We start from the raw sequence: 23,253 nt of genomic DNA on the forward strand, positions 1-23,253 counted from the left end.
AGACGACTTTAACGATGGATGTACGCGTAACCCCAACACCAAGACTGCAAGGCGAGCTGCAAGCACTTTCTTCAAAGAACTATACGACACGCTACCTGCTTGTCGCTGCACTGGCAGAAGGAACAAGCACGATCTACTACCCGGCTCACAGCGAAGACAGTGACGCGATGCGTCGTTGTATCCGCGATCTTGGTGCTGTTATCGAAGAAGACGAAGAGAAAATTACAATTACCGGCTTCGGTCGTAATCCGAAGGATGTTAAAGAGCTTGATGTTGGCAACGCCGGCGCTGTGCTTCGTTTCTTGATGGCAATTGCGGCACTTGCTCCAGACGTTACGTTCATTAACCGTTATCCAGACTCGCTAGGCAAACGTCCGCATGATGACCTGATCGTAGCACTTGGTCAAATCGGCGTAGACGTGGAGCATAACAGCGGTAAGCTGCCGATCACAATTCGCGGCGGACAAGCTAAAGGTGGTAAAATTCAAGTAAGCGGTAATGTCAGCTCGCAGTTCCTCAGTGCACTGCTGTTCTTGACACCGCTGCTTGAAGAGGACAGCGAGATTGAAGTGCTCCATGACCTTAAATCCAAAGTTGTCGTCGGCCAAACGCTGGAAGTATTGGCGCAAGCCGGCATCGTTATCGAAGCAACAGAAGATCTCATGCATTACAAGGTAAAAGGCGGCCAGAAGTACGAGGCGAAGAAGTACGTCGTACAAGGCGACTACCCAGGCTCTGCGGCAATTCTTGCTGCTGCTGCAGTAACGGAGTCCGATGTCATCCTGCACCGTCTGGAAGAGAACAGTAAGCAAGGCGAGCGTGCAATTGTCGATGTGCTGCGCATGATGGAAGTGCCGCTTACGCATAAAGACGGCATTGTGCACGTGAAGGGCAATGGTAAGCTGAAAGCTGTCGAGTTCGACGGCGACAAGGCGACAGATGCCGTTCTAGCTATGGTTGCGGCTGCTGTGTTCGCGGAAGGCACCTCCCGTTTCTACGATGTGGAGAACCTTCGCTACAAGGAGTGCGACCGGATCACCGACTATTTGAACGAGCTTCGTAAAGCCGGTGCGAACGTGGAAGAGCGACAAGCAGAAATTATCGTCCACGGCCGTCCGGAAGGTGTTGAAGGCGGCGTTGAGATCAACGCGCATTATGACCACCGTGTTATTATGGCGTTGACGGTTGTTGGCCTTCGTGCGAAGCAGCCGCTTCGTATCCGCGATGCGCATCATGTGGCGAAGTCATATCCGATCTTCTTCGATCACTTGAAGGCGCTCGGCGCGAACGTCGAATGGATTGAATAGGAAATAGGCTGTGTAAGCAGGCTAAGCGGGTAATCAATAGAAGAAGGGATGGTATTCACATGGCTTTTACTAATCCTTCACGCGATGAAATCAAACGCATTCTTGAAGAAACAACGACGATTGCTGTCGTCGGATTATCCGATAAGCCCGATCGCACCTCCTATATGGTGTCTGAGGCGATGAAGGCGAAGGGTTACCGAATCATTCCGGTTAATCCGAACGCTTCGGAGATTCTAGGAGAGACGAGTTACGCATCGCTCAAAGATATTCCGTTTCCGATTGATGCGGTCAACGTCTTCCGCCGCAGCGAGCATACGCCACCTGTTGCGGAAGAAGCTGCCGAGATCGGCGCAAAGACGCTATGGCTGCAGCTTGGCATTTACAATGACGAAGTCGCAGCAATAGCTGAACGCGCAGGCATGCAGCTCATTATGGATCGCTGCATTAAAGTAGAGGATTCCATACTGCTGCCGCACGGGAAAACCAATTCCTAGCAGGTGGTTGTCCATGTCAATAGGATTTAGACGGACCATAACGGTCCGTCTTTTCTTTTGACAAAGGCGGAGTGAACGCTTACGATCAAGAGTAGCAATCGCGTCACAACAAATTTTAAGGAGGCAGCTTATGAACATAATGGGTCATCTGCAGCAGCTTGGCCGATCATTGATGCTGCCGACGATTGTATTGCCAGGTGCCGCTATTTTCCTCAGCCTTAGCGCTCTGCCATGGGCTTCGATTGGATTGCCCGACATGCAAACTCACTTGCAAGTTGCAGGTCATGCATTATTTGCGTACTTGCCATATTTGTTTGCGTTTGGCGTCGCGATGGGCATGACGAGCAATGCATTAACCGCAGGCCTGGCTGCTATTGCAGGGATGTTTATTTATACGAGCGTTATTAATGCGAGCCATTATGAGCTAGAACCAACGGTACTGACCGGAGTGCTCATCGGGCTTGTCACCAGTATCTTTAATGAACGTTTTAAGTCTATAAAGTTTCCGGAGTATATTCAATTCTTCGGTGGACCGAGGTTTATCCCGCTTGCTGTAAGTGTATTCTCCACGCTGCTTGCAATTGTGATGGTCCAGATCGCACCTTACATACATAACGGACTAATGGAGCTTGGCGATGTCATCGAATCTGGCGGAGGTTTCGGCGTCTTCCTGTTCGGATTCGTCCTGCGAATCCTTGTCGTCTTCGGTCTGCATCACCTCGTCAGCCATATGTTCTGGTTCCAAGTTGGCGGCTATACGTCAGGGGACGGCTCGGTCGTGTTTGGTGATCTGCCTCGCTTCTTCGCAGGCGATCCGACAGCTGGCGGCTATATGGCAGGCTTGTACCCGACAATGATGTTTGCACTGCCAGCGATTGCTTTTGCCATTATTCATGAGGCACGTGAAGACTTGAAACCGAAGATCAAGAAGACGTTCATGATCGCTGCGCTATCTTCTTTTTTAACAGGTGTGACAGAACCGATCGAATTTGCGTTTCTATTTGTAGCGCCATATTTGTTTGTCATCCATGCGCTGCTATCTGGTGCGATGATGTGGTTCACGTACGAGCTTGGCATTCGGCACGGCTTCTCGTTCTCAGCAGGAGCCATTGACTTCTTGATTAATGAGCATCTCGCAACAAGAGGCTGGCTGCTCATTCCGATCGGTCTTATATTCGGATTGCTCTACTATGTCATGTTTAGGTGGGCGATTCACCGGTTTCAAATTCCGACGCCAGGCCGTGAGGAAGGCTCGCAACTCGATGAATGGGCAGGCGATATTCCATATCGGGCACCGCTTATTCTGCAAGCCATTGGCGGCAAAGAGAACATCGTTCAGATGGAAGCCTGCATCACTCGACTTCGCCTGAAGGTCGGAAGCGACAAGCTCATTGACATTAACGCGCTCCGCCATCTAGGCGCAGCAGGTGTTATCCGGCTAGGCGGCGGCAACGTGCAGATCGTCTTTGGCACCTATTCCGAACTGATACGGGAGGAAATGGACAAAGCGATACGAAGAGATATATCTAGAGTGCTGTTCAGCGCACCGATGCAGGGCAGAATGATGCCGCTCTCCGAAGTGCCTGACCCGATCTTCTCCGGCAAGCTTGTCGGTGACGGTGTCGCATTCATGCCTGACAAGGGAGAGCTAGTCTCACCGGTAACTGGAAAAGTCATACATATTTACCCGACCAAGCATGCAATCGGCATTCGGACTGTGGAGGGGCTTGAAGTGCTGCTGCACATTGGCATAGATACATCGCAGCTGAAAGGGCAAGGCTTCGAAGCAATCGTGGAAGAAGGCGATCAGGTGAAGCCGGGCCAGCTGCTCATCACGTTTGATATGCAGAAAGTACGCAAAGGAAGCAAGTCGCTTGCGACACCAATGGTTATTACCAATTCGGATCTTGTAAGCTCCTGGAGCTTCGCCCCGTTCAAAGGGGTTAAGAAGGGTCAAGCTTCCGTCATGTCAGTCGTTCTAAAAGAGAGAAGCGGTGGAGGGGAAACAGCGTGATTCAAGGAATTGGGGCATCACCAGGTATCGCAATCGGGAAGGCGTTCGTGCTTCCAAACTGGGAATGGGATTTACCGGAGCAAAAGATCGACGTAGGAGATTTGGCTCGCGAATTTGAGCGGTTGTATGAAGGCATTCGCACCTCCAAGGTCGAGATCGAGCAGATGAAGGATGAGCTGCGCGAGGTAGTCGGCCCAGAGGAAACTAGCATTTTTGACGCGCATATTGCAATTCTGGATGATCCGGTCTTTATGAATGAGATTCAGGGCATTATCCAGCGGCAATACAAAGCGGCAGAAGTTGCGGTGAAAGAAGCGATTGACCATTTCGTGACCATGTTCGACCTGCTCGATGATGAATATATGAAGGAACGTGCGCTCGATATCAAGGATGTCGGCAATCGACTGCTCAAGCATCTGCTTGGTGCGCCGGAGATTACGCTGCCTTCGGATACGCAGCCATTTATTCTTATTGCGAAGGAGCTGTCTCCTTCACAGCTCGCTCATTTGAACCCGAACCATGTCCTTGGCATCGCGACACTGGCAGGCAGCACGACTTCGCATTCGTCTATTATGGCGAGAGCGCTTGGCGTACCGCTCGTTGTCGGCATTGAATCGAAGCTGGAAGAGGCGATTCAGACAGGCGATATGCTCATTATTGACGGCGAGCTTGGCATCGTTATTTTGGAGCCGGAGCAACAGGCCGTGGAGCAGTATACAGAGAGGCAGCAGCTCCATCAGGAGAAGAAGCAGCAGCTGAAAGGTATCGTTGGCGTGCAGCCGGTGACCAAGGACGGTAAGGAGCTGGAGCTGAGCGCGAATATTAGTTCGCTCAAGGAGCTGGAGGTCGCTCTGGCGAGCGGCACGAGCGGTGTTGGCCTGTTCCGTACCGAGTTTCTCTACATGGACCGCAGCAGGCTTCCGCGGGAAGAGGAGCAGTTCGAGGTATACCGCGGCGCTGCTGAGAAGCTCGATAATAAACCGCTCATTATCCGTACGCTCGATATTGGTGGCGACAAGCAGTTGGATTACTTCGAGCTGCCGGAGGAGGAGAATCCGTTCCTCGGTTACCGGGCAATCCGAATCTGCCTCGATAAGCCATCCTTGTTCAAGACACAGCTTCGTGCGATTCTACGAGCGAGCTATTATGGCAATGTGAAAATCATGTACCCGCTGATCTCATCTGTAGAGGAGGTTCGAGCGGCGAACAACTTGCTCGAGCAATGTAAGCAGGAGCTACGAAATGAAGGGATCGGGTTCTCGGAGGAAATCGATGTCGGCATTATGATTGAGCTTCCGGCCGCCGTCGTCCTTGCGGATATGCTGGCAGAGGAGGTCGACTTCTTCAGCATCGGCACGAATGATCTCATTCAGTTCACGCTCGCCGTCGACCGGATGAATGAACAAATCTCCTATCTGTATGAGCCTTTTCATCCTGCCGTTCTGCGTATGCTGAAGATGACGATAGAAGCGGCGAAGCGCGCAGGCATTCATGTTGGCGTCTGCGGCGAAATGGCAGGCGATCTGAAGGCGCTGCCGATCTGGCTGGCGCTCGACGTCGATGAGCTTAGCATGTCAGCTCAAGCGATACTGCCAGTCAAGGAGAAGTTGCTGACGCTTACGCAGCAAGCGAGCCGCGAAGTATTTGACCGGATTCTTGCGTGCAGAACAAGCGAGCAAATTCATGATATTCTTTCACCGCTGGCGATGAAAGCCGAAGGTGAGAACAAACAGGCAGCTGAGCGTCAGCCAGCAGCCAAGCTGACCAAATAAAGAAAGGCGGCTTCCCCGATCATCGCGATCAGGGGAGCCGCCTTTTGTCATTTATTGGTTCTTCAAAGCATCGACGAATGCTTTCGCATACGGAGGCAGATCCGGCGGACGCCTTGAAGAGATGATATGTCCGTCCACGACAACCGGTGCATCAATCCAAGTCGCGCCTGCATTCTCCATATCGTCGCGAATGCCAGGCGTAGAAGTGACGTTGCGGCCTTGAAGGATTTTTGCCGAGATCAGCACCCAGCCAGCATGGCAGATTTGGCCGATCGGTTTACCTGCCGCGTCCATTTCCTTCACTAGCTGCAGCACCTGCGGATAACGGCGGAGCTTGTCCGGCGCCCAGCCGCCTGGAACGAGCAAACCGTCGATCTGACTGCCGTCAACCTCATCGAAGCTAAGATCCGCAGTTGCGGGAACGCCGTATTTGCCAATATGAGTCCGGTTCTTCTCCGGTCCTGCGAATAACACTTTAGCGCCTTCTTCACGTACGCGATAGACGGGATACCACAGCTCCAAATCCTCGAATTCGTCATCTAGCAAGCAGATAATCATTTTTCCTTGTAGGGACACGTTCTTTCCTCCTCTAGCATGTGTAAAAAGCTCCTACTTATTGTACCCTCAGGCGGTTCTTTGAAGCAAACCGCACTGGTTGTAACATCCGAATGATGCAAAAATTACAATCTGCCTTAAAGCAGGACTTTTTTTGCAATAGGTCGAATATCATATTCGTCGAGTAACGCCTTTCAAACGATAGCTTTTGCCTCCGAAGGTCGGATGGCAACTGCCGTTTTCACTTGAAATCCAAGAAAGTATAAGTTTTGAATATACTTTGCTTAGATTTCTCCGCGAACCGTAAGCTTTTGCCGGAAAGACGGCGACAGCCGGTTGCGCTTGGGTGTTCTACTTGTTTAGGAGAAGGAGTGGACGATCTTGCTAAAACGCTGTTCTTGCGGCGACGATATGCCAATGAAGCTGCGTACTGTTGTATATTCGAATAAAGTTGAAATTGATAATGTACCGATATTCTCTTGCCGTTCCTGCAACCGCAGTGAGGTGTTCCCGGAAGTGAAGCCAGACCTTACGGGCCTGATTGGCAAGCTAGGTGCCCACCCTGTAAAGCAGACGTTTCTGTTTAATGAGTGGAATGAATGGGCAAATTTGTTAGTAGAGGCTTACCATGATAAGAAAGTGTCTGATCCGGTCATTATGCGGCGAATGACGGAAGAGCGCATCGATATGCTGCTTGATTTGTTCCAGGTTGCGCAGGCTGCAGGGGATGCCGAGTGGACAGCAGATATACATAAGCGGCTAGCACAGCTTAGCCGGAGTCTGCTTCAATATGGAAGGCGATAGAGGAAGGGAGCGGGGCCCTAGCTTATGAAGCTGCCCTCACCAATCACAACGATCGAGCAGTGGGAAGCAACTTATGCGGCTGCTGCCACAGAACCGCTGCTCATTTTCAAGCACAGCACGACGTGTTCCATCAGCAGCGGTGCTTATGATGAACTGTCGAACTGGCTGGAGGATGCAACGACGGTATCCTTCCACATTATTATGGTGCTCGTACCAGAGAGCCGCCAAGTTTCGAATGCGATTTCAGAGAAACTCGGCGTGAAGCACGAGTCGCCTCAGCTTCTCTTTGTCCAGGATGGAAGTGTCTCCTGGCATGCTTCTCACTGGCGGATTACCTACTCAACATTAGATGAGCATCTCGGGACACATTGCGAAAAGTAATATTTTGTCGTATCATTACGGTAAAGTAGTGCGGTGCGAGAACAAATTTGAATTAATGGAGAGAAGGACCGTGACAGTAACCATTTATGATGTAGCAAGAGAAGCCGGCGTATCGATGGCGACTGTTTCCCGGGTTGTGAATAACAATCCGAACGTGAAGCCACAGACGCGTAAGAAAGTATTTGAAGCTATTGAACGTCTTGGCTATCGTCCAAACGCAGTAGCGCGCGGACTTGCAAGCAAGAAGACAACGACAGTTGGTGTCGTTATTCCTGATATTTCGAATGCGATCTTCGCCGAAGTTGCACGCGGCATCGAAGACATCGCGAATATGTATCATTACAATATCATTCTTTGTAACGCTGATAAGAAGAAAGATAAAGAGATTCGCGTTATCAACACGTTGCTTGAGAAGCAAGTGGACGGGCTGTTGTTCATGGGCGGCGCTGTAACGGAAGACCATCTGCAAGCATTTAAGACAGCGAATGTGCCGATCGTTCTCTGTGCGACAACTGATGAGCAAGGCGTAATTCCTTCGGTTGATATCGACCACGAGAGCGCTGCTTTTGATGCGGTACAAGCTCTTATTCGGGCTGGACACACACGCATTGCGATGATCTGCGGCACGCTTCAGGATCCGGCGAACGGATATGCGCGTTTCCAAGGGTACAAGCGTGCGCTTGAAGTTGCTGGCTTGCCATATGATGAGTCGCTCGTTCGTATCGGCAACTACCGCTATGAATCCGGCGTAGAGGCGATGAAATATTTCTTGGAGCTTGGCGAACGTCCAACAGCTGTATTCTCCGCAACGGATGAGATGGCAATTGGCGCGATTCACTGCATCCAGGATGCAGCACTTAAAGTGCCTGACAATATCTCCGTCATCAGCGTGGATAACAGCCGCATGGCGTCGATGGTGCGTCCGCAGCTGACTGCTGTTGCGCAGCCAATGTATGACATCGGTGCAGTATCGATGCGTCTATTGACGAAGCTAATGAAGAAGGAAGCGGTCGACAACGCGCGCGTTATTCTGCCGCATGAAATTGTGAACCGTCAGTCGGTAGGGAGCATATAAGCAATTATGACAACGAAGTATCACAAGATAGGCATTATCGGTGCCATGGTGGAAGAGATTGAACTGCTGCACAAGCATGTCGATAAGACAGGCTCATTCGTGAAAGCAGGTATTGAATATGTAGAAGGCACGCTGCACGGTCGTCAAGTTGTATTCTGCAAATCAGGCGTTGGTAAAGTCAATGCAGCTGTTTGCACGCAGCTTCTCATTGATGCTGGTGTGGAATGCGTATTGTTCACTGGTGTTGCAGGCGCGGTTGATCCGAGCTTGAACATTGGAGACATCGTTGTGTCGACGTCTTGCTTGCAGCATGATATGGACGTGACAGCGCTTGGCTTCGCTCGCGGTCAGATTCCGTTCCAGGACGTTTGGGAGTTTGAGGCGGCGCCGAATCTGGTCGAACTGGCAACGAGTGCGGCGGAGAAGCTGTTCCCAGGCCGCAGCGCAAAGGGTAAAGTGCTCTCCGGAGATCAATTCGTATCCTCGAGAGAAACGGTAAAAGTGCTGCATGATGAGTTAAGCGGTGCATGTACGGAGATGGAAGGCGCGGCACTTGCGCAAGTTTGTGTCATGAATCAAGTTCCGTTCGTCGTCATTCGTTCGATGTCGGATAAGGCAGACGGCTCTGCACATGTGAACTTTGCGGAATTCACGGTTCAAGCTTCAGTGAATTCACATTCTATTATTGATGAAATGATTCAACAGATGTAGGGAGCGGCTTACGAATAATAATCCGCTTGATTAATGATAAAGGCAGCTACGCATCTTGTTCCTAACCGGAACGGATGTGAGCTGCCTTTTGTTTTACTTCAAAGCCCCTGAATCGCGAGTTCTGCGACTTCACGATTACGCGCTTCAATTTCGCTTCTGCGGGGGATCGGCTGCCAGAGGCGTGAATCATCCAGCCAATGGGTCGGAAGCTCTTCAGGGCTGTTTGCAGACCAGCTATCGATCCAAGCTTGCGGTAGTGGCTCATTACCTGTCTGCTCGCGAAGCTGCGCGGCGATGGGATGGTCAGTCATCTCGAGCCATACGAGCGCCCAAGCGCGCGGAACGACTCGCCAGATGTCATAGCCGCCGCCGCCGACTGCGATCCAGCGTCCGTCAGTATAACGATGAGCAAGCTGATGGATGAGTGCAGGCATTGCTTGATAGATTCGCATACTGCAGTGAATATGCGATAACGGATCATAAGCATGAGCGTCACAGCCATGCTGGCTGACGATGACATCCGGCTTGAACACTTGAGTGACCTTCTCAATGGTTGTGGCGAAGCTCGCAAGCCAGGACTCATCCTCGGTGTAAGGCTCAACCGGGACATTAATGGTTGTCCCGTAGCCAGCGTCGATGCCGCGCTCGGCAACGAAGCCCGTGCCAGGGAATAAATATTTGCCTGTCTCGTGAATGGAATAGGTACAGACGTCAGGGTCGGCATAGAACGTCCACTGAACGCCATCGCCATGATGGACGTCGGTGTCGATATACAGGACGCGCGCGCCGTACTGCTTACGAATGTGAGCGATTGCTATGGCCGCATCATTATAGACGCAGAAGCCAGCCCCACGGTCTGGAAAAGCATGATGCAGCCCGCCAGCCATATGGTACGCGTGCTTGGCTTGTCCGCTCATCACGAGATCTGCCGCCATCACCGAACCGCCGACGATAGATGCTGTTGCTTCGTGCATACCGGGGAAGTATGGCGTATCATCTGTATTCAGCCCATATAATTCAGCTCGTTTGATGGCTTCCGCATCAGGCTTGTCAGCGCTTAACATGCGTACAGCGTCAATATAATCAGGGCGATGGACCAGCTTCAGCAGCTCGTCATCCGCTGCGGCAGGGTGTCTGTATTGGGAATCGTTTAGCGCATTCGCCGACTGGAGAAGGCTATGTGTGAGCGTTAATCGCATCGGATCGAACGGATGGTCCTTGTTAAATTTGTACCGACTTGCATCTTGATGATGGATATAAACGGCATTGTCCGTCATAATGCGTCTTTCGCATCCTTTCTACTGTCTGCTGCCTCAAAGGTGCTAGTACATAAAGCGCTGTCTGAAGCGGACACGGTCGAATTGTTCAATGGAGCTGAGAGGTACCTCACGTCCGATTCGCACCATCAGGCAGTTAGCCGGGTGGGCACAGATCTCAGGATCATCAGTCGCCACCCATTCCATGTTTACGGACTTCATCAGCCGCTCCATCATGGCGCGGTATTCCCATACGCTAAGGCCTGTTCCTTCCAGATCCCAGTGCCAATAATACTCTGTTGTATAAACAATGACATTTTCCAGCTGATCATAGGCAAAAGCGTTCTGAATCATTTTCTTGCCGAGGCCAAGCGAGCGGTAGTCGTCAGCAACTTCTACGGCGCCGAGCTCGACTAAATCCGTCATGCCGCCTTCAGACCACCGCTCCAGTTCGTCTGGATAGTGGAAGGTGACATAGCCGACGATGACTTCACCGTCTCTTGCCGCGATTATGCGACCTTCTGGGAGCTCTGCAATCTCGATGAGCGCTTTATGCTGCTCAGCTGGTCTGCGGAATGCATCGAGCTGTGGATGAAGGGTGAGACCGGTCACCGCCTCGGCAGGGAGCGGCCCTTCTATGACAATATCGCGTTCGATGTTTGGGACAATCTGCGCATGAATCCTTTTGCGATGTTCCAACAAGTGATGGCTCCTTTCCCGTTCTACACTACTTATAGCAAAAAAAACAAGACATGAAAAGAATGGTTCAAGCGCAGCAAGCGTGATATAATATGTAAGCGTATTCCTAGTAAGAGCGTCATTACGGGGGCTGCTCCCGCTAGAAACGGTTGTTGTATATTGGGTAGGAGGATGATGGAAATGTCAAACATGCATCAAGAACGGATTCCGGCAACGGCATCTGGCTCCAACATGACAAGCTATGAAGAAACCTATAATGCGTTTAGTTTTGATCAGCTTGAACAGCAGTTCTCCTGGCATGAAACGGGTAAGGTCAATATGGCTTATGAAGCGATCGACCGTCACATTGCAGAAGGCCGAGGCGATAAAGTCGCCCTCTACTATAGCGATAACAGCAGAGACGAGTCTTATACGTACCAGGAACTATCCAAACAATCGAACCGTTTCGCGAATGTGCTTCGCGGACTCGGAATCGAGAAGGGTGAGCGCGTCTTCATCTTTATGCCGCGTACGCCAGAGCTTTATTTCAGCTTAATCGGTTCACTCAAAGTCGGTGCCATCGTGGGACCGCTATTCGAAGCGTTCATGGAGACAGCGGTTAGAGACCGTTTGCTCGACAGCAGCGCTACGGCGATCATTACGACGCCTGCTCTTCTCTCGCGTATTCCGCGCAGCGAGCTGCCTAATCTAAAGCATGTCATCGTTTTCGGCGATAATGTGGAAGCGGGCGAAGGTATCGTTGATTTCAAAGCCGAGATGAATACAGCTTCGGATGAAGCGGAGATTGAATGGCTAGGACGCGAGGACGGTTTGCTGATCCACTACACATCCGGATCGACGGGTAAGCCGAAGGGCATTTTGCATGTGCAAAATGCGATGGTTCAGCACTATTTTACAGGGCGGGTCGTGCTCGATCTGCAGCCTGATGATATTTATTGGTGTACGGCCGATCCAGGCTGGGTAACAGGAACGTCATACGGTATCTTCGCACCTTGGCTTAACGGTGCGACGAATGTAATCCGCGGCGGTCGCTTCAGCCCGCAGGATTGGTACTCGACAATTGCACGCTATGGTGTAACGGTATGGTACAGCGCGCCAACCGCATTCCGCATGCTGATGGGGGCAGGCGACGATGTCGTGAAGCAATTCGATCTGTCGAGCCTTCGCCACGTGCTCAGCGTCGGCGAGCCACTCAATCCAGAGGTAGTACGTTGGGGTCTTAAAGTATACAACCAGCGCATTCACGATACATGGTGGATGACGGAGACTGGCGCTCAGCTGATCTGCAACTACCCGAGCATGGACATTAAACCAGGCTCGATGGGCAAGCCGATTCCAGGTGTGAACGCAGCTATTATAGACGATAGCGGCAACGAGCTTCCTCCATACCGGATGGGCAACCTTGCCATCCAAACACCATGGCCTTCCATGATGCGCAAGGTGTGGAACAATCCGGCGAAGTACGAGGAATACTTCCGCATTCCAGGCTGGTATATCTCTGGCGACTCCGCATACCGCGATGAGGAGGGCTACTTCTGGTTCCAAGGACGTATCGACGACGTTATTAATACGGCCGGCGAGCGTGTAGGTCCATTCGAGGTCGAGAGCAAGCTGGTCGAGCATCCAGCCGTTGCTGAGGCTGGCGTAATCGGCAAGCCTGACCCCATGCGCGGTGAAATCATTAAAGCGTTTGTCTCGCTTCGTGAGGGCTTCACGCCATCCGAGGAGTTGAAGGCGGATATTGCCAAGTTCGTGAAAGAAGGACTGTCCGCGCATGCTGCACCGCGTGAGATCGAGTTCAAGGATAAGCTGCCGAAGACACGCAGCGGCAAGATTATGCGCCGTGTATTGAAGGCTTGGGAATTGAACCTCCCGACAGGTGATCTGTCGACTATTGAGGACTAATCCAATTGAATTGTATGGTGTAAATAGAACAGGCTGTCCCACAAAGTTCACTACTGAGACAGCCCCCTTATTATCGAAGTTGGTTACTTTAAAGTAAATCGTGGTGCAGAGGTTTAACTCTGTACTACGATTTTTTTTTTGTTGCATTGCTGCTTGCTTAAGCAATTAAAGATAGAGGGGCTTCCCAAAGTTATCAATTGATGACTTTTGGGAAGCCCCTCTATTGTTAGATAACCAATCTATTGCACACTTGCCGTCGCAGAGGCAGCGGATTCGCCGACCTCATTGACTGCAGTGACGCGGAAGAATCCGCTAGTCATTGGCGATACATACTCAAACCTGGCTTCATTCGTTGAGCCGATCTTTTTGTATCTGCCTTTCTCGCTAGTACTGAAATACACATCATACTGTGTAACCTGCTCCGAGGTCGCATTATCGAGCCAAGTCAGCTTAATGCCGATATCGGTTCGTTCAATCTGAACCTTCATTGGCGCAGCTGGTGGCGTGAGTCCTGTCGTCTGACCGTTCGACGGGCCTTGGTTTCCGTTCGAGTTGCTGTTCGAACTACCGTCATTACCCGGCAAGATGATGCCTGTGTTGTCGCCAGTATCTAACGCGCCTGAATCGCCAGGTAGATCTGTGACGTTCTCCACTGGCGGCGTTGTGCCACCACCGTTTGAGACAACTAAGCTAGGTGCGGATTCCTTACCCGCAACGTCAACCGCTGTCACGTAGTAGCTAAATATACCAGAACCAACATAGTTAACGAATCTTGTTTCTTCGCCTGTAAGAACGGGCTTATTCGTATTGACGAATTGGCCGTCGTTCACCTTCCGGTACAATCGATATCCGACAACATCCTTCTGAGGGGACGCTGTGTATGTAATTCGGTATGCACTTGACCCTTCAACAGGTACAAGGCGTACATTGGAAGGCGGTGAAGGGGCCGCTCCATCGTCTACACGAGGGTCAACGATTGAAGGGGCATCCTGCGCAGCATCCGGCGGCAAGTATACGGACATTGGTCTACGGCTGTCTGCAGGTAGTTTCGCCTGTGCGGCCTCGATTTCTTGCATGAGTGCATCAAGCGGCTTCTCGCGTTTCACAAGCGTCAGCTCTTTGATCATGTCAGCAGGAGTCGTCGGTTGCGGAATATAATTGACGCCATTGAAGGAGATGATCGCCATCTTCACAAGCGCGTCGTCCGATTCCTTCGGAATGAACTTGCTGTTGAACCAGTCCGTTACAAGCTTGCCGCTTGCTCTTGTCAGCTCTGTCGGCAGCTTGCCGCTTACTCTGGACACGGTCGACTTCACGATACCGGCAGGCATAGTGAATTGCTTCGTCGGGAACAATTCAGGACGTTCGTCGGTCACTTCATTCATCATTTTAGACCAAATTTGTTTCGCGTGATTTCGGCCATCTTTGGACAATGCATTGATCTGCTTCTCGTAACCGACCCATACACCCAGTGTGATGTCAGGAGTATAGCCCATGAACCAGACGTCACCGTAGCTTTGTGTTGAACCTGTCTTACCGACAACCGGGATTTTTCCATATTTCTTGAACAACGTTGTAATCATATGACCGGAGCCGTTCTTCTCTGAAATAACCGTTCTGAGCATATCCGTCATCAGGAATGCCGTCTGTTCGGAGAAGACACGAAGCGGTTTCTTCTCATGCTCATAAACGACGTTGCCGTTCGCATCGGTAATCCGACCGATCATATAAGCGTCATTGAAAACGCCATTGTCTGCGATTGCGCCATATGCGTTAGTTAGCTCTTCAACGGATACCCCGACGCTAAGTCCGCCGATAACGCCTGTCTTCGCACCGTCATCTATTGGTTTAAGCGTCGTAATGCCGAGTTTCTTCGCAAACTTCCACGCTTCAGGGATTGTCACCATATTGTTGAAGATCTTGAGCGCCGGCAAGTTCAAAGAGCGGTTCAGCGCGTCGCGCGCAGTAATCAAGCCGTAGAATTTCTTCGTAACATTCATCGGGATGTGATAGCCCTTCTGGCCATCTTTAAGGACCATCGGCGTATCGTCTACGATGCTCGCTGGTTGGATAAGTCCCGAATCAATAGCAGGCAAGTAAGCCGCAATAGGCTTCATTGTCGAACCTGGCTGACGCGTCATCTGCGTCGCATGGTTCATCTGCTCGGTGTAGAAGTCGCGTCCCTCGAGCATGCCGAGAATTGCGCCAGTCTTATGATCCAGCATGACGGCTGCAGCTTGCTCCATCCCTTTGGTTTTACTGTCTGGATCAAAGTTAGACGGATCGGAGCCGACTTTGTGCATCGAATTGTAAATCCGCTTGTCAATCGTCGTATAGATATGATAACCGCCGCGGAGCAGCTGCTCACGGGCTTCTTCGATTAGCGGTGCGTTCTCTTTCTTGCGGACATCGCTAATTGTCAAATTCGGATCTTTCTGCATGAGCAGTATTTCGGCTGCCTGACGCTCGGATTCCAGCATGAGGTACGGGAATGTCGAATAAGCTTTCTCTGTCGGCTTCGCCAGTGATGCACGAACATCAAAGTTGAGCGCTTCATTATACTGTTCACTACTGATACGGCCCGTCTCAAGCATCCGCTTCAGCACGATATGCTGGCGATCTATCGCCAGTTTGAAGCCTGATTCATTGAACTTCCCTTTGCTCGTAAAAGCGGTATAAGCGGAAGGACGCTGCGGCAAGCCAGCTAGATAAGCGGACTGCGCAATGTTCAGCTGAGTCAAGTCGGTAATATTAAAAATCCCTTTGGCAGCAGCTTTAATCCCATACAGATTGTAACCACTGTTCCCGGTTCCGAATTGAACTTTGTTCAGATAAGCAGTCAATATCTCGTCCTTTGTCATGAATCGCTCAAGACGAAGAGAGAGGAAGATTTCCTTTACCTTACGGCTGTCGGTCTTGTCCAGCGTAAGGAACACTTGCCTCGCCAGCTGCTGAGTCAGCGTACTGCCGCCGGTCTGTGTATCTTCATTTAACACCTTCTGTTTAACCGCGCGAGCAATTCCGTTGAAATCGACGCCGATATGTTTATAGAAGTTGTTGTCTTCTGTAGCAAGCACAGCATTGATGACTTGCGGCGGAATATCGCTCCGCTTAATGAGTCGCCGATCCTCCTGCGTACGCAGCTGGCCGACAGGCGTTTGTCCATCATTGAAATAAACGAATCCCGTGATGGCATTCTCATCTATTTTATTCTCGATATCAGTGCGTGGACGTACAGGCTCGTCCTTGACGAAGGAAGCGACATAACCAGCGACGGTTGCTCCGGCAAACAACCCAATTAATAAACCGAAGATGAATAACCATTTCAAGGTGATGAGCGTCACGAGCCCAAAAGTCCGCCATTTGCTGTATCCTTTTGTCTTCTGCTCACGTTCTTGTTCCATATAATGATAAGCCTCCTCTGATTAACAGAGCTATTATAGCATAAATCGCCAGTCTGGTTGCAGCTTCGGGAGACGTATTTGTCTAAGAATTCACTAAGTTGGCAATCGAATGGCTGCGCGAAATGGGATTTCATTGACTTTTGTTAATTGCATATGGTATAAGAAGATCAGTTAAAAAAGTTCATATTCCAACGTGTTGACAGGCTTCAGTAGAGTTGCAGATGGAACGTTTCAGAGAGCCGGTGGTTGGTGCAAACCGGTACGCGCTGCAACTTGAATTACCGCCTCGAGCTGATCAGACGAACGACGTACAAGGTTGACTTGTGACGTGTCAGTAGTCTGTTTCCGGATAGAATCCGTTATGAAATGAAGTGAGAGCCGCCTTATTCGTGAAGGCTCGTACCTCTATTTGGGTACGATTGCCGGCGACTCTAATGAGGGTGGTACCGCGAGCAAATCCTTCTCGTCCCTTGAGGACAGAGGGATTTTTTGTATTTTCCGGACAAGAGAGAGGACAGTTGAAATGGTTAAATGGGAAGAGCTAACAGCTGCGCAGCAGCAAGAAGTTGAGCGTCAAATGGCAGTAATCCGCCGTGGTGTTGTGGAGATTGTACCGGAGGATGAGCTCAAAGCGAAGGTAGCAAATGCAGTTGCAACGGGCAAGCCGCTCAAGGTGAAGCTTGGTCTTGATCCATCTGCGCCAGACATTCACATCGGTCATACAGTCGTTCTGCATAAGCTGAAGCAGTTCCAACAGCTGGGACATTCGGTACAGCTCATTATCGGTGACTTCACAGGCCGAATTGGCGACCCGACAGGCAAATCCGAGACGCGCAAGCAGCTGACGGAAGAAGATGTGAAGCGCAATGCTGAGACGTACAAGAAGCAGATTTACAAGCTGCTTGATCCGGAGAAGACGACGGTTTACTACAACTCCGAATGGCTTGGACCGATGAATTTTGCAGAAGTCGTAACCCTTTCGGCTAAAGTAACTGTAGCACGTATGCTGGAGCGCGATGATTTCACGAAGCGTTATACGACAGGTCAACCGATCAGCATCCACGAGTTCTTCTACCCGCTGATGCAAGGCTTCGATTCCGTAGCGCTAGAGAGCGATGTTGAGCTTGGCGGTACAGACCAGAAGTTCAACCTGCTCATGGGCCGTACGTTGCAGAAGGAATATGGCAAGTCGACGCAAGCTGCGATTATGACACCGCTAATCGAAGGCTTGGACGGCGTCAATAAGATGAGCAAGAGCCTTGGCAACTACATCGGTATCGATGAAGAGCCGAATCAAATTTACGGCAAGTCGATGTCCATTCCAGATGAGTTGATGCTTAAATATTACGAGCTAGCTACAGATATGAGTAATGAAGAGCTAGCTGCACTTCGTACTGGACTTGAAGAAGGCACGAAGCATCCACGTGATGTGAAAATGGCGCTGGGTCGCACATTCGTACGGATGTACCATGGCGAAGAGGCGGCTGAGGCAGCGGAGCAGCATTTCATAACGGTGTTCCAGAAGCGCGCGCTTCCCGACGATATTCAAGATGCGGTGCTCTCTGCAGCGGATCTGGATAACGGCACGATCTTGATCACGAAGCTGCTGACGACGCTTGGCATGCAAGCTTCCCTCAGCGAGGCGAAACGGAGCGTTCAGCAAGGTGCTGTGCGTATCAACGAAGAGAAGATTGATGATCCGGCAGTTTCGGTTACGATTGCTGACGGCGATATCATTCAAGTTGGCAAACGTAAATTTGCCAAGTTAGTGCTTCAATAGTGAGGAGAGAAAGCTTACTGTGCAGAGATTCTGCGGCAGTAAGCTTTTTTTTCACCTCGTTTGGTGGAAACCAGAGTGAGCGAAACTTCTCATCATATGTAGCGTAATACATAACATGAAAAATTCTTCTAATTTTTGGATTTTGTGATAATTGAAGGGAGGGAGGGCGCTGGAAGGATTATTTATCGGCTGTTTGACTTTAGGCATCTTGTTCACCATCGTGAGCGTTATTATTGGCGACTGGCTGAGCGCTTCTCTTGACGGGATGCTCGATTTCTTATCGTTGGATGGATACCCCGTAGTGCAGCCGACCACAGTCGTTAGCGGCATTACCGTCTTCGGCGGTGCAGGGCTGCTGCTTGAGCATCACACTTCATTACCTGCTGCACTTGTGATCCTCACTGCTATCCTCATCGGAGCTGTCGGAGCTGTCGGTATGTTTTTCTTCTACGTACGTCCTATGGCTCGCAGCGAGAACTCGACCAGTTATTCGATAAAGGAATTGACTGGTAAGATCGGAGAAGTCAGCATTACCATTCCGGGGAAAGGCTTCGGCGAAGTGCTCATTAAAGTCGGGGCGGGACTTACAAATCACATTGCCTCGAGCGTGGATGGCGATCAGATTCCGAATGGTGAACGGGTCGTCGTCGTTGCCGTTGCCGTTGACGGACATACGCTCCAAGTTTCCAAGCTAGAGCTGTAATTACTGACAAGAGAGGGGATTTTCACTTGATTCCAGATTACTACGTTATTCCAGCCATTGTGGTTGGCGTTCTGATCGTGCTCGCTCTTGCCTTCTGGGCGAGATACCGTACGGTCGGACCAGACAAAGCTATGATCGTTACCGGCTCTTTTCTTGGCATAAAGAACGCGACTGTCGACGAGACAGGACGTAAAATCAAAGTCGTTAGGGGCGGTGGCGCCTTCATCCTGCCCGTGTTTCAGAAGTCTGACTTCCTGTCCTTATTGTCGCATAAGCTGGATGTCACGACGCCTGAGGTGTACACCGAGCAAGGCGTTCCTGTAATCTGTGACGGCGTAGCGATCATCAAGATCGGCGGCGCAGTCGAGGATGTCGCTACAGCTGCAGAGCAGTTCCTCGGAAAGCCGACGGAGGCGCTGAAAGGCGAGGCACAGGAAGTATTAGAAGGGCATTTGCGCGCAATTCTTGGCTCTATGACCGTTGAAGAAGTGTATCGGAACCGTGATAAGTTCGCTCAAGAGGTACAAGGCGTTGCAGCGCGTGACCTCAAGAAAATGGGACTGCAGATCGTCTCGTTCACAATCAAGGATTTGCGCGATAAGCACGGTTACCTCGATGCGCTCGGTAAGCCGCGAATTGCAGCTGTTAAGCGGGACGCTGACATTGCAGAGGCTGAGGCCGTTCGGGATTCGCGGATCCAGAAGGCCAGAGCAGAGGAAGAAGGCTTGAAGGCAGAGCTGCTCCGCGACACGAATATCGCGGAAGCGTCCAAAACGAAGGAGCTGAAGGTGGCGTCCTTTAAGAAGGAGCAGGATTCGGCGAAGGCGGAAGCGGACCAGGCGTATGCGATACAAGAAGCGCGTGCGAAGCAGCAAGTCGTTGAGCAGCAGATGCAGGTTGAGCTCGTCCGTAAAGAGCGTGAGATCGACCTTGAAGGCAAGGAAATTTTACGCCGCGAGAAGCAGTATGATGCGGAAGTGAAAAAGAAGGCGGATGCAGACCGCTATGCGGTAGAGCAGGCGGCGGAAGCCGACAAGTCGAAGCGGATGCGCGAGGCGGATGCGGCGCAGTACAAGATCGAGACAGAAGCGAAGGCGAATGCCGAGCAGAAGCGGCTGGATGGTCTCGCGATTGCAGATTCGGAACGGGCAAGAGGTACAGCAGAGGCGGATGTCATCCGGCTGCGCGGTCTTGCGGAAGCGGAAGCGAAGGAGAAGCTCGCAAGAGCATTTGAATTGTTCGGCGAAGCGGCTGTTCTCGATATCGTCGTGAAGATGCTGCCGGAGCTTGCCGGTAAAATTGCGGAGCCAATTAGCGCGATTGATAAGCTGACTGTCGTCGATACTGGTCACGGCGAAGGTGCTGCTCGCGTAAGCAACTATGTCACGACACTTATGGCGACTGCGCCAGAGATGCTGAAGAGCGTGTCGGGCATTGATTTGAACGCGTTCGTTAGAGGGCTGACTTCGAAGACTGCTGCGGGTACGGCGGCAGCGGCGGCTTTGTTGCCTGACAGTGTGTCTTCGGCACCTGTGACAGCAGCAGTGAATGTGATTAAGCCTGATCAAACAAGTTAATTGACGATTTGTTAGGCTAGCTCAGAAGCGATTCGAAGCACTCAGCTTCGGATCGCTTTTTTTGCAAGTGATCTCGACGAAATATTGCCAATGCAGTTATGCTTTCATAGGAGCAACCCTACTAAAATTTGCTAGCAGAAGAAGGAGATTAACCCGAAGATGAACAAACTTACGCAAGTACCATGGAAAAATGTTTCCTTCAGCGAAGGCTTCTGGGGGACATGGCAACAGACTAATTCTAGCTCCACCGTGAATGCCGTATACAATCGCTTCTACGAAACGGGTCGAATCCACGCGATGAGTCTCGAATGGCAGGAAGGTAAACCAGACAAACCGCATGAATTTTGGGATTCGGATGTGGCGAAGTGGATGGAAGGCGCTGCTTATATTTTGTACTATCATCCTAATGAAGAGCTGAGTCAGAAGCTTGAGAACATCATAGATCTCATTGAGAAAGGCCAGCATGAGTCTGGTTACTTCAACTCGTTCTTCTTAACGCTTGAACCAAACAACATCTTCACAGACCGTAGTGCGCATGAGCTCTACACAGCAGGTCACATGATAGAGGCAGCAGTCGCCCATTATTATTCCACAGGAAGTGAGCGCTTCCTTAATGTTATGACCCGTTTCGCCGATTGCATTGAAGATGCTTTTGTAATCAACGGAACAGCTAAGTACACCACTTGCGGTCATCAGGAGATTGAGCTTGCTCTCGTTCGGCTCTGGCAGGCAACTGAAGATGAACGTTATCTGGAGCTATCGAAGCACTTCGTTGATTCTCGCGGATTAGATCCGAAGGAGCGCGTGTTCTCGGTGCCAAACGGTACCCCACCAGCCGATCCAAAGGTGCGATGCTACGTTCACTATAATGACAGCTACGCGCAGGACGATGCGCCGGCTCGTCAGCTGCCAGCTGCGGCAGGTCATGCCGTAAGGGCGATGTACTACTATTCGTCCATGGCGGATCTCTCCAGAGAGTATGATGATAAGGAGCTGTACGACGCTTGCTTGCGTCTCTGGAACGATGCAACGCTTCGCAAAATGTACGTAACAGGCGGAGTAAGTGCGGATCGTTACGGCGAAGCGATCGGAGCGGCGTTTACACTTCCGAATGCCGGGTCTTACGCAGAAACCTGCGCTTCCATCGCAATGGCATTTTTCGCACAACGGATGTTCTCTATGGAGCCTGATGCGCGTTTTACCGATATCGTAGAGCTACAAATGTTTAATGGCGCATTGGTTGGATTGTCGTTGGACGGGACAGGCTTTTTCTACGATAACGCCTTGGAATCCTCGCCAGCATACAACGACTTCTCGCGTGGCATTAACGATAAGCGCCTGCTATTCCCGCATTATCGGCGCGAACGCGTATTTGAATGCTCCTGCTGCCCTCCGAACATTCTACGCTTCATCGGAGCGCTTGGAGAATATGTCTACGCGACAGAGAACGATACCGTTTATGTAAGTCAATATGCGCAAAGTAAGGCGGATGTACAGTTAGCTTCTGGTACATTGCAAATCTCACAGGAGACCAACTATCCTTGGACGGAGACGGTTACAGTTAAAGTGTACGCAGAGCAGGCGCCGAGTTCGGTTGTTGCCTTCCGTATACCGGGCTGGTGTACAACGCCAAGCGTTACGATTGATGGTACGGTCGTCTACGACAACGAAACGATCGCACAGGGCGTGGTCATGGCACGCGGATATGTATATGTTCCTGCAGCGCTGATTGCTGGGGGTACCGTTGTTCTGAACTTCCCGATGAAGATCACCGAGCTTGAAGCCAATCCGCTTGTCACAGAAGATTGTGGCAAAATTGCGATTATGCGCGGGCCGATTGTATATTGTGTGGAAGCTGAGGATAATGCCGGCGTCAATGTTTTTGATCTGACAGTGCTTCGCAATCCTCAGTATGAGCATCAGATGGGGGAAATAGGCGGTGTTCCGATGGTTCTGCTGAACGGCAAAGCGGCGGTGCGGTCGACAGAAGGCTGGACGAATACGCTATATCGCTCCGGCAGCTCCAAGTTTACGAATGTAAACTTCACGGCTATTCCGTATTTTGCATGGGCGAATCGTGAAGCTGGGGATATGTCAGTGTGGTTGAATAAGGAAACGACGATTTCATAATATCCACACAAAAAAAGCGATCCGGAGCAAATGCTCTGGATCGCTTGATTTATTAACGGCTGTAGAACTCGACGATTTGCTTCTCGTCGATCTCTTGTGGAAGCTCAGCGCGATCTGGAAGACGAAGGAACTTGCCTTCAACAGCTGCATCGTTGAATTCCAGGTAGTTTGGCAGGAAGTTGCGGCCAGCCAAAGCTTCTTTAACGGATTTCTGTTCACGGCTGCGCTCACGCAGACCGATTACATCGCCGAGTGCTACTGTGTAAGAAGCGATGTCGACTTTCTTGCCGTTTACTGTAACGTGACCGTGGGATACCAATTGACGAGCACCTGCACGGGAGTTTGCGAAACCAAGACGGTAAACCAGGTTGTCCAAACGGCTCTCAAGAAGGGCCATGAAGTTTTCACCGGCAATACCTTTCAGCTTCGAAGCTTTATCGAACAAGTTACGGAATTGTTTCTCGTTCATTCCGTACATGTGACGAAGCTTTTGCTTCTCTTGCAATTGGATACCGTAACCGCTCATTTTTTTACGTTGGCCAGGACCGTGTTGACCTGGAGGGAAAGCACGTTTCAATTCTTTACCTGTACCGCTAAGGGAGATGCCGAGGCGACGGCTAAGTTTAAATTTAGGACCTGTATATCTTGACATGTGTCGTAAAACTCCTTCTTCAAATGGGATGTTT

Annotated in this window: 18 protein-coding genes and 1 other annotated feature; of the genes, 13 read left to right on the plus strand and 5 right to left on the minus strand. The window is 50.9% G+C overall.

What is annotated here, in order from left to right; translation table 11 throughout:
* The first annotated feature begins 14 nt into the window (after nt 1-14).
* The 4 genes from aroA (at nt 15) to ptsP (ending at nt 5,587) form a co-directional block, all read left to right on the plus strand.
* On the plus strand, nt 15-1,307 hold the full coding sequence (aroA, locus tag BMY11_RS03360; protein WP_090573035.1) for a 3-phosphoshikimate 1-carboxyvinyltransferase: 1,293 nt from the start codon (nt 15-17) through the stop codon (nt 1,305-1,307).
* 59 nt (nt 1,308-1,366) lie between these two features.
* Complete coding sequence (locus tag BMY11_RS03365) at nt 1,367-1,801, plus strand: CoA-binding protein (RefSeq protein ID WP_090573036.1); 435 nt, start codon at nt 1,367-1,369, stop codon at nt 1,799-1,801.
* Nucleotides 1,802-1,931: 130 nt separating this feature from the next.
* Nucleotides 1,932-3,815 (plus strand): glucose PTS transporter subunit IIA, encoded by a 1,884-nt coding sequence (locus BMY11_RS03370; protein ID WP_090573037.1) that lies wholly within the window; start codon nt 1,932-1,934, stop codon nt 3,813-3,815.
* Nucleotides 3,812-5,587, plus strand: coding sequence for a phosphoenolpyruvate--protein phosphotransferase (ptsP, locus tag BMY11_RS03375; protein WP_090573038.1), 1,776 nt, complete (start codon nt 3,812-3,814; stop codon nt 5,585-5,587). The genes BMY11_RS03370 and ptsP overlap by 4 nt, the downstream gene beginning before the upstream one ends.
* Before the next feature lie 51 nt (nt 5,588-5,638).
* Here ptsP and BMY11_RS03380 read toward each other — a convergent pair whose 3' ends face one another.
* Entirely contained in the window at nt 5,639-6,163 is a 525-nt protein-coding gene (locus tag BMY11_RS03380; protein WP_090573039.1) for a type 1 glutamine amidotransferase domain-containing protein, read from the minus strand.
* A gap of 360 nt (nt 6,164-6,523) precedes the next feature.
* Here BMY11_RS03380 and BMY11_RS03385 point away from each other — a divergent pair, with 360 nt between their 5' ends.
* From BMY11_RS03385 to BMY11_RS03400, 4 genes are all read left to right on the plus strand, one after another.
* A complete protein-coding gene (locus BMY11_RS03385; RefSeq protein ID WP_090573040.1) occupies nt 6,524-6,946 on the plus strand; it encodes a hypothetical protein in 423 nt (140 codons plus the stop codon).
* Nucleotides 6,947-6,970: 24 nt separating this feature from the next.
* Nucleotides 6,971-7,327 (plus strand): bacillithiol system redox-active protein YtxJ, encoded by a 357-nt coding sequence (gene ytxJ, locus BMY11_RS03390; RefSeq protein WP_090573041.1) that lies wholly within the window; start codon nt 6,971-6,973, stop codon nt 7,325-7,327.
* 70 nt (nt 7,328-7,397) lie between these two features.
* Entirely contained in the window at nt 7,398-8,402 is a 1,005-nt protein-coding gene (gene ccpA / locus BMY11_RS03395) for a catabolite control protein A (protein WP_090573042.1), read from the plus strand.
* Between the two features lie 6 nt (nt 8,403-8,408).
* The gene (locus BMY11_RS03400) at nt 8,409-9,113 is read left to right on the plus strand and encodes a 5'-methylthioadenosine/adenosylhomocysteine nucleosidase (protein WP_090573043.1); all 705 of its coding nucleotides are present in this window, start codon (nt 8,409-8,411) and stop codon (nt 9,111-9,113) included.
* 98 nt (nt 9,114-9,211) lie between these two features.
* Here BMY11_RS03400 and BMY11_RS03405 read toward each other — a convergent pair whose 3' ends face one another.
* Both BMY11_RS03405 and BMY11_RS03410 read right to left on the minus strand, forming a co-directional pair.
* On the minus strand, nt 9,212-10,390 hold the full coding sequence (locus tag BMY11_RS03405; protein ID WP_090573044.1) for an acetoin utilization protein AcuC: 1,179 nt from the start codon (nt 10,388-10,390) through the stop codon (nt 9,212-9,214).
* Nucleotides 10,391-10,435: 45 nt separating this feature from the next.
* Nucleotides 10,436-11,068 carry a GNAT family N-acetyltransferase gene (locus tag BMY11_RS03410; protein ID WP_090573045.1) on the minus strand — a complete coding sequence of 211 codons (633 nt, stop codon included), beginning with the start codon at nt 11,066-11,068 and terminating at the stop codon, nt 10,436-10,438.
* A 180-nt stretch (nt 11,069-11,248) separates the two neighbouring features.
* Here BMY11_RS03410 and acsA point away from each other — a divergent pair, with 180 nt between their 5' ends.
* On the plus strand, nt 11,249-12,973 hold the full coding sequence (acsA, locus tag BMY11_RS03415) for an acetate--CoA ligase (protein ID WP_090573046.1): 1,725 nt from the start codon (nt 11,249-11,251) through the stop codon (nt 12,971-12,973).
* Nucleotides 12,974-13,212: 239 nt separating this feature from the next.
* Here acsA and BMY11_RS03420 read toward each other — a convergent pair whose 3' ends face one another.
* A complete protein-coding gene (locus BMY11_RS03420; RefSeq protein ID WP_090573047.1) occupies nt 13,213-16,377 on the minus strand; it encodes a transglycosylase domain-containing protein in 3,165 nt (1,054 codons plus the stop codon).
* Nucleotides 16,378-16,564: 187 nt separating this feature from the next.
* Nucleotides 16,565-16,851 (plus strand) — a binding site (T-box leader).
* A gap of 49 nt (nt 16,852-16,900) precedes the next feature.
* On the opposite strand from BMY11_RS03420, the gene tyrS reads away from it, so the two are divergent.
* The 4 genes from tyrS to BMY11_RS03440 all read left to right on the plus strand — a co-directional run bounded on the left by tyrS (nt 16,901) and on the right by BMY11_RS03440 (nt 22,567).
* The gene (gene tyrS, locus BMY11_RS03425; RefSeq protein WP_090573048.1) at nt 16,901-18,157 is read left to right on the plus strand and encodes a tyrosine--tRNA ligase; all 1,257 of its coding nucleotides are present in this window, start codon (nt 16,901-16,903) and stop codon (nt 18,155-18,157) included.
* A 151-nt stretch (nt 18,158-18,308) separates the two neighbouring features.
* Nucleotides 18,309-18,860 carry an NfeD family membrane protein gene (locus BMY11_RS03430; protein WP_256217287.1) on the plus strand — a complete coding sequence of 184 codons (552 nt, stop codon included), beginning with the start codon at nt 18,309-18,311 and terminating at the stop codon, nt 18,858-18,860.
* A 29-nt stretch (nt 18,861-18,889) separates the two neighbouring features.
* The gene (locus BMY11_RS03435) at nt 18,890-20,437 is read left to right on the plus strand and encodes a flotillin family protein (RefSeq protein WP_090573514.1); all 1,548 of its coding nucleotides are present in this window, start codon (nt 18,890-18,892) and stop codon (nt 20,435-20,437) included.
* Between the two features lie 159 nt (nt 20,438-20,596).
* Complete coding sequence (locus tag BMY11_RS03440) at nt 20,597-22,567, plus strand: glycoside hydrolase family 127 protein (RefSeq protein WP_090573049.1); 1,971 nt, start codon at nt 20,597-20,599, stop codon at nt 22,565-22,567.
* Between the two features lie 52 nt (nt 22,568-22,619).
* Here BMY11_RS03440 and rpsD read toward each other — a convergent pair whose 3' ends face one another.
* Nucleotides 22,620-23,219 carry a 30S ribosomal protein S4 gene (rpsD, locus tag BMY11_RS03445; protein WP_090573050.1) on the minus strand — a complete coding sequence of 200 codons (600 nt, stop codon included), beginning with the start codon at nt 23,217-23,219 and terminating at the stop codon, nt 22,620-22,622.
* Between the last annotated feature and the right edge of the window lie 34 nt (nt 23,220-23,253).

Origin of the sequence: Paenibacillus sp. OV219 (assembly GCF_900110075.1) — a bacterium.
In the GTDB taxonomy this organism is placed as follows: Bacteria; Bacillota; Bacilli; order Paenibacillales; family Paenibacillaceae; genus Paenibacillus_Z.

Bases quoted from the DNA above. Each gene is read 5' to 3' on its own strand.
- BMY11_RS03420 (WP_090573047.1), bottom strand. From the start codon at position 16,377: ATGGAACAAGAACGTGAGCAGAAGACAAAAGGATACAGCAAATGGCGG.
- BMY11_RS03440 (WP_090573049.1), top strand. From the start codon at position 20,597: ATGAACAAACTTACGCAAGTACCATGGAAAAATGTTTCCTTCAGCGAA.
- BMY11_RS03365 (WP_090573036.1), top strand. From the start codon at position 1,367: ATGGCTTTTACTAATCCTTCACGCGATGAAATCAAACGCATTCTTGAA.
- tyrS (WP_090573048.1), top strand. From the start codon at position 16,901: ATGGTTAAATGGGAAGAGCTAACAGCTGCGCAGCAGCAAGAAGTTGAG.
- acsA (WP_090573046.1), top strand. From the start codon at position 11,249: ATGTCAAACATGCATCAAGAACGGATTCCGGCAACGGCATCTGGCTCC.
- ytxJ (WP_090573041.1), top strand. From the start codon at position 6,971: ATGAAGCTGCCCTCACCAATCACAACGATCGAGCAGTGGGAAGCAACT.
- rpsD (WP_090573050.1), bottom strand. From the start codon at position 23,219: ATGTCAAGATATACAGGTCCTAAATTTAAACTTAGCCGTCGCCTCGGC.
- BMY11_RS03405 (WP_090573044.1), bottom strand. From the start codon at position 10,390: ATGACGGACAATGCCGTTTATATCCATCATCAAGATGCAAGTCGGTAC.
- BMY11_RS03400 (WP_090573043.1), top strand. From the start codon at position 8,409: ATGACAACGAAGTATCACAAGATAGGCATTATCGGTGCCATGGTGGAA.
- aroA (WP_090573035.1), top strand. From the start codon at position 15: ATGGATGTACGCGTAACCCCAACACCAAGACTGCAAGGCGAGCTGCAA.
- BMY11_RS03370 (WP_090573037.1), top strand. From the start codon at position 1,932: ATGAACATAATGGGTCATCTGCAGCAGCTTGGCCGATCATTGATGCTG.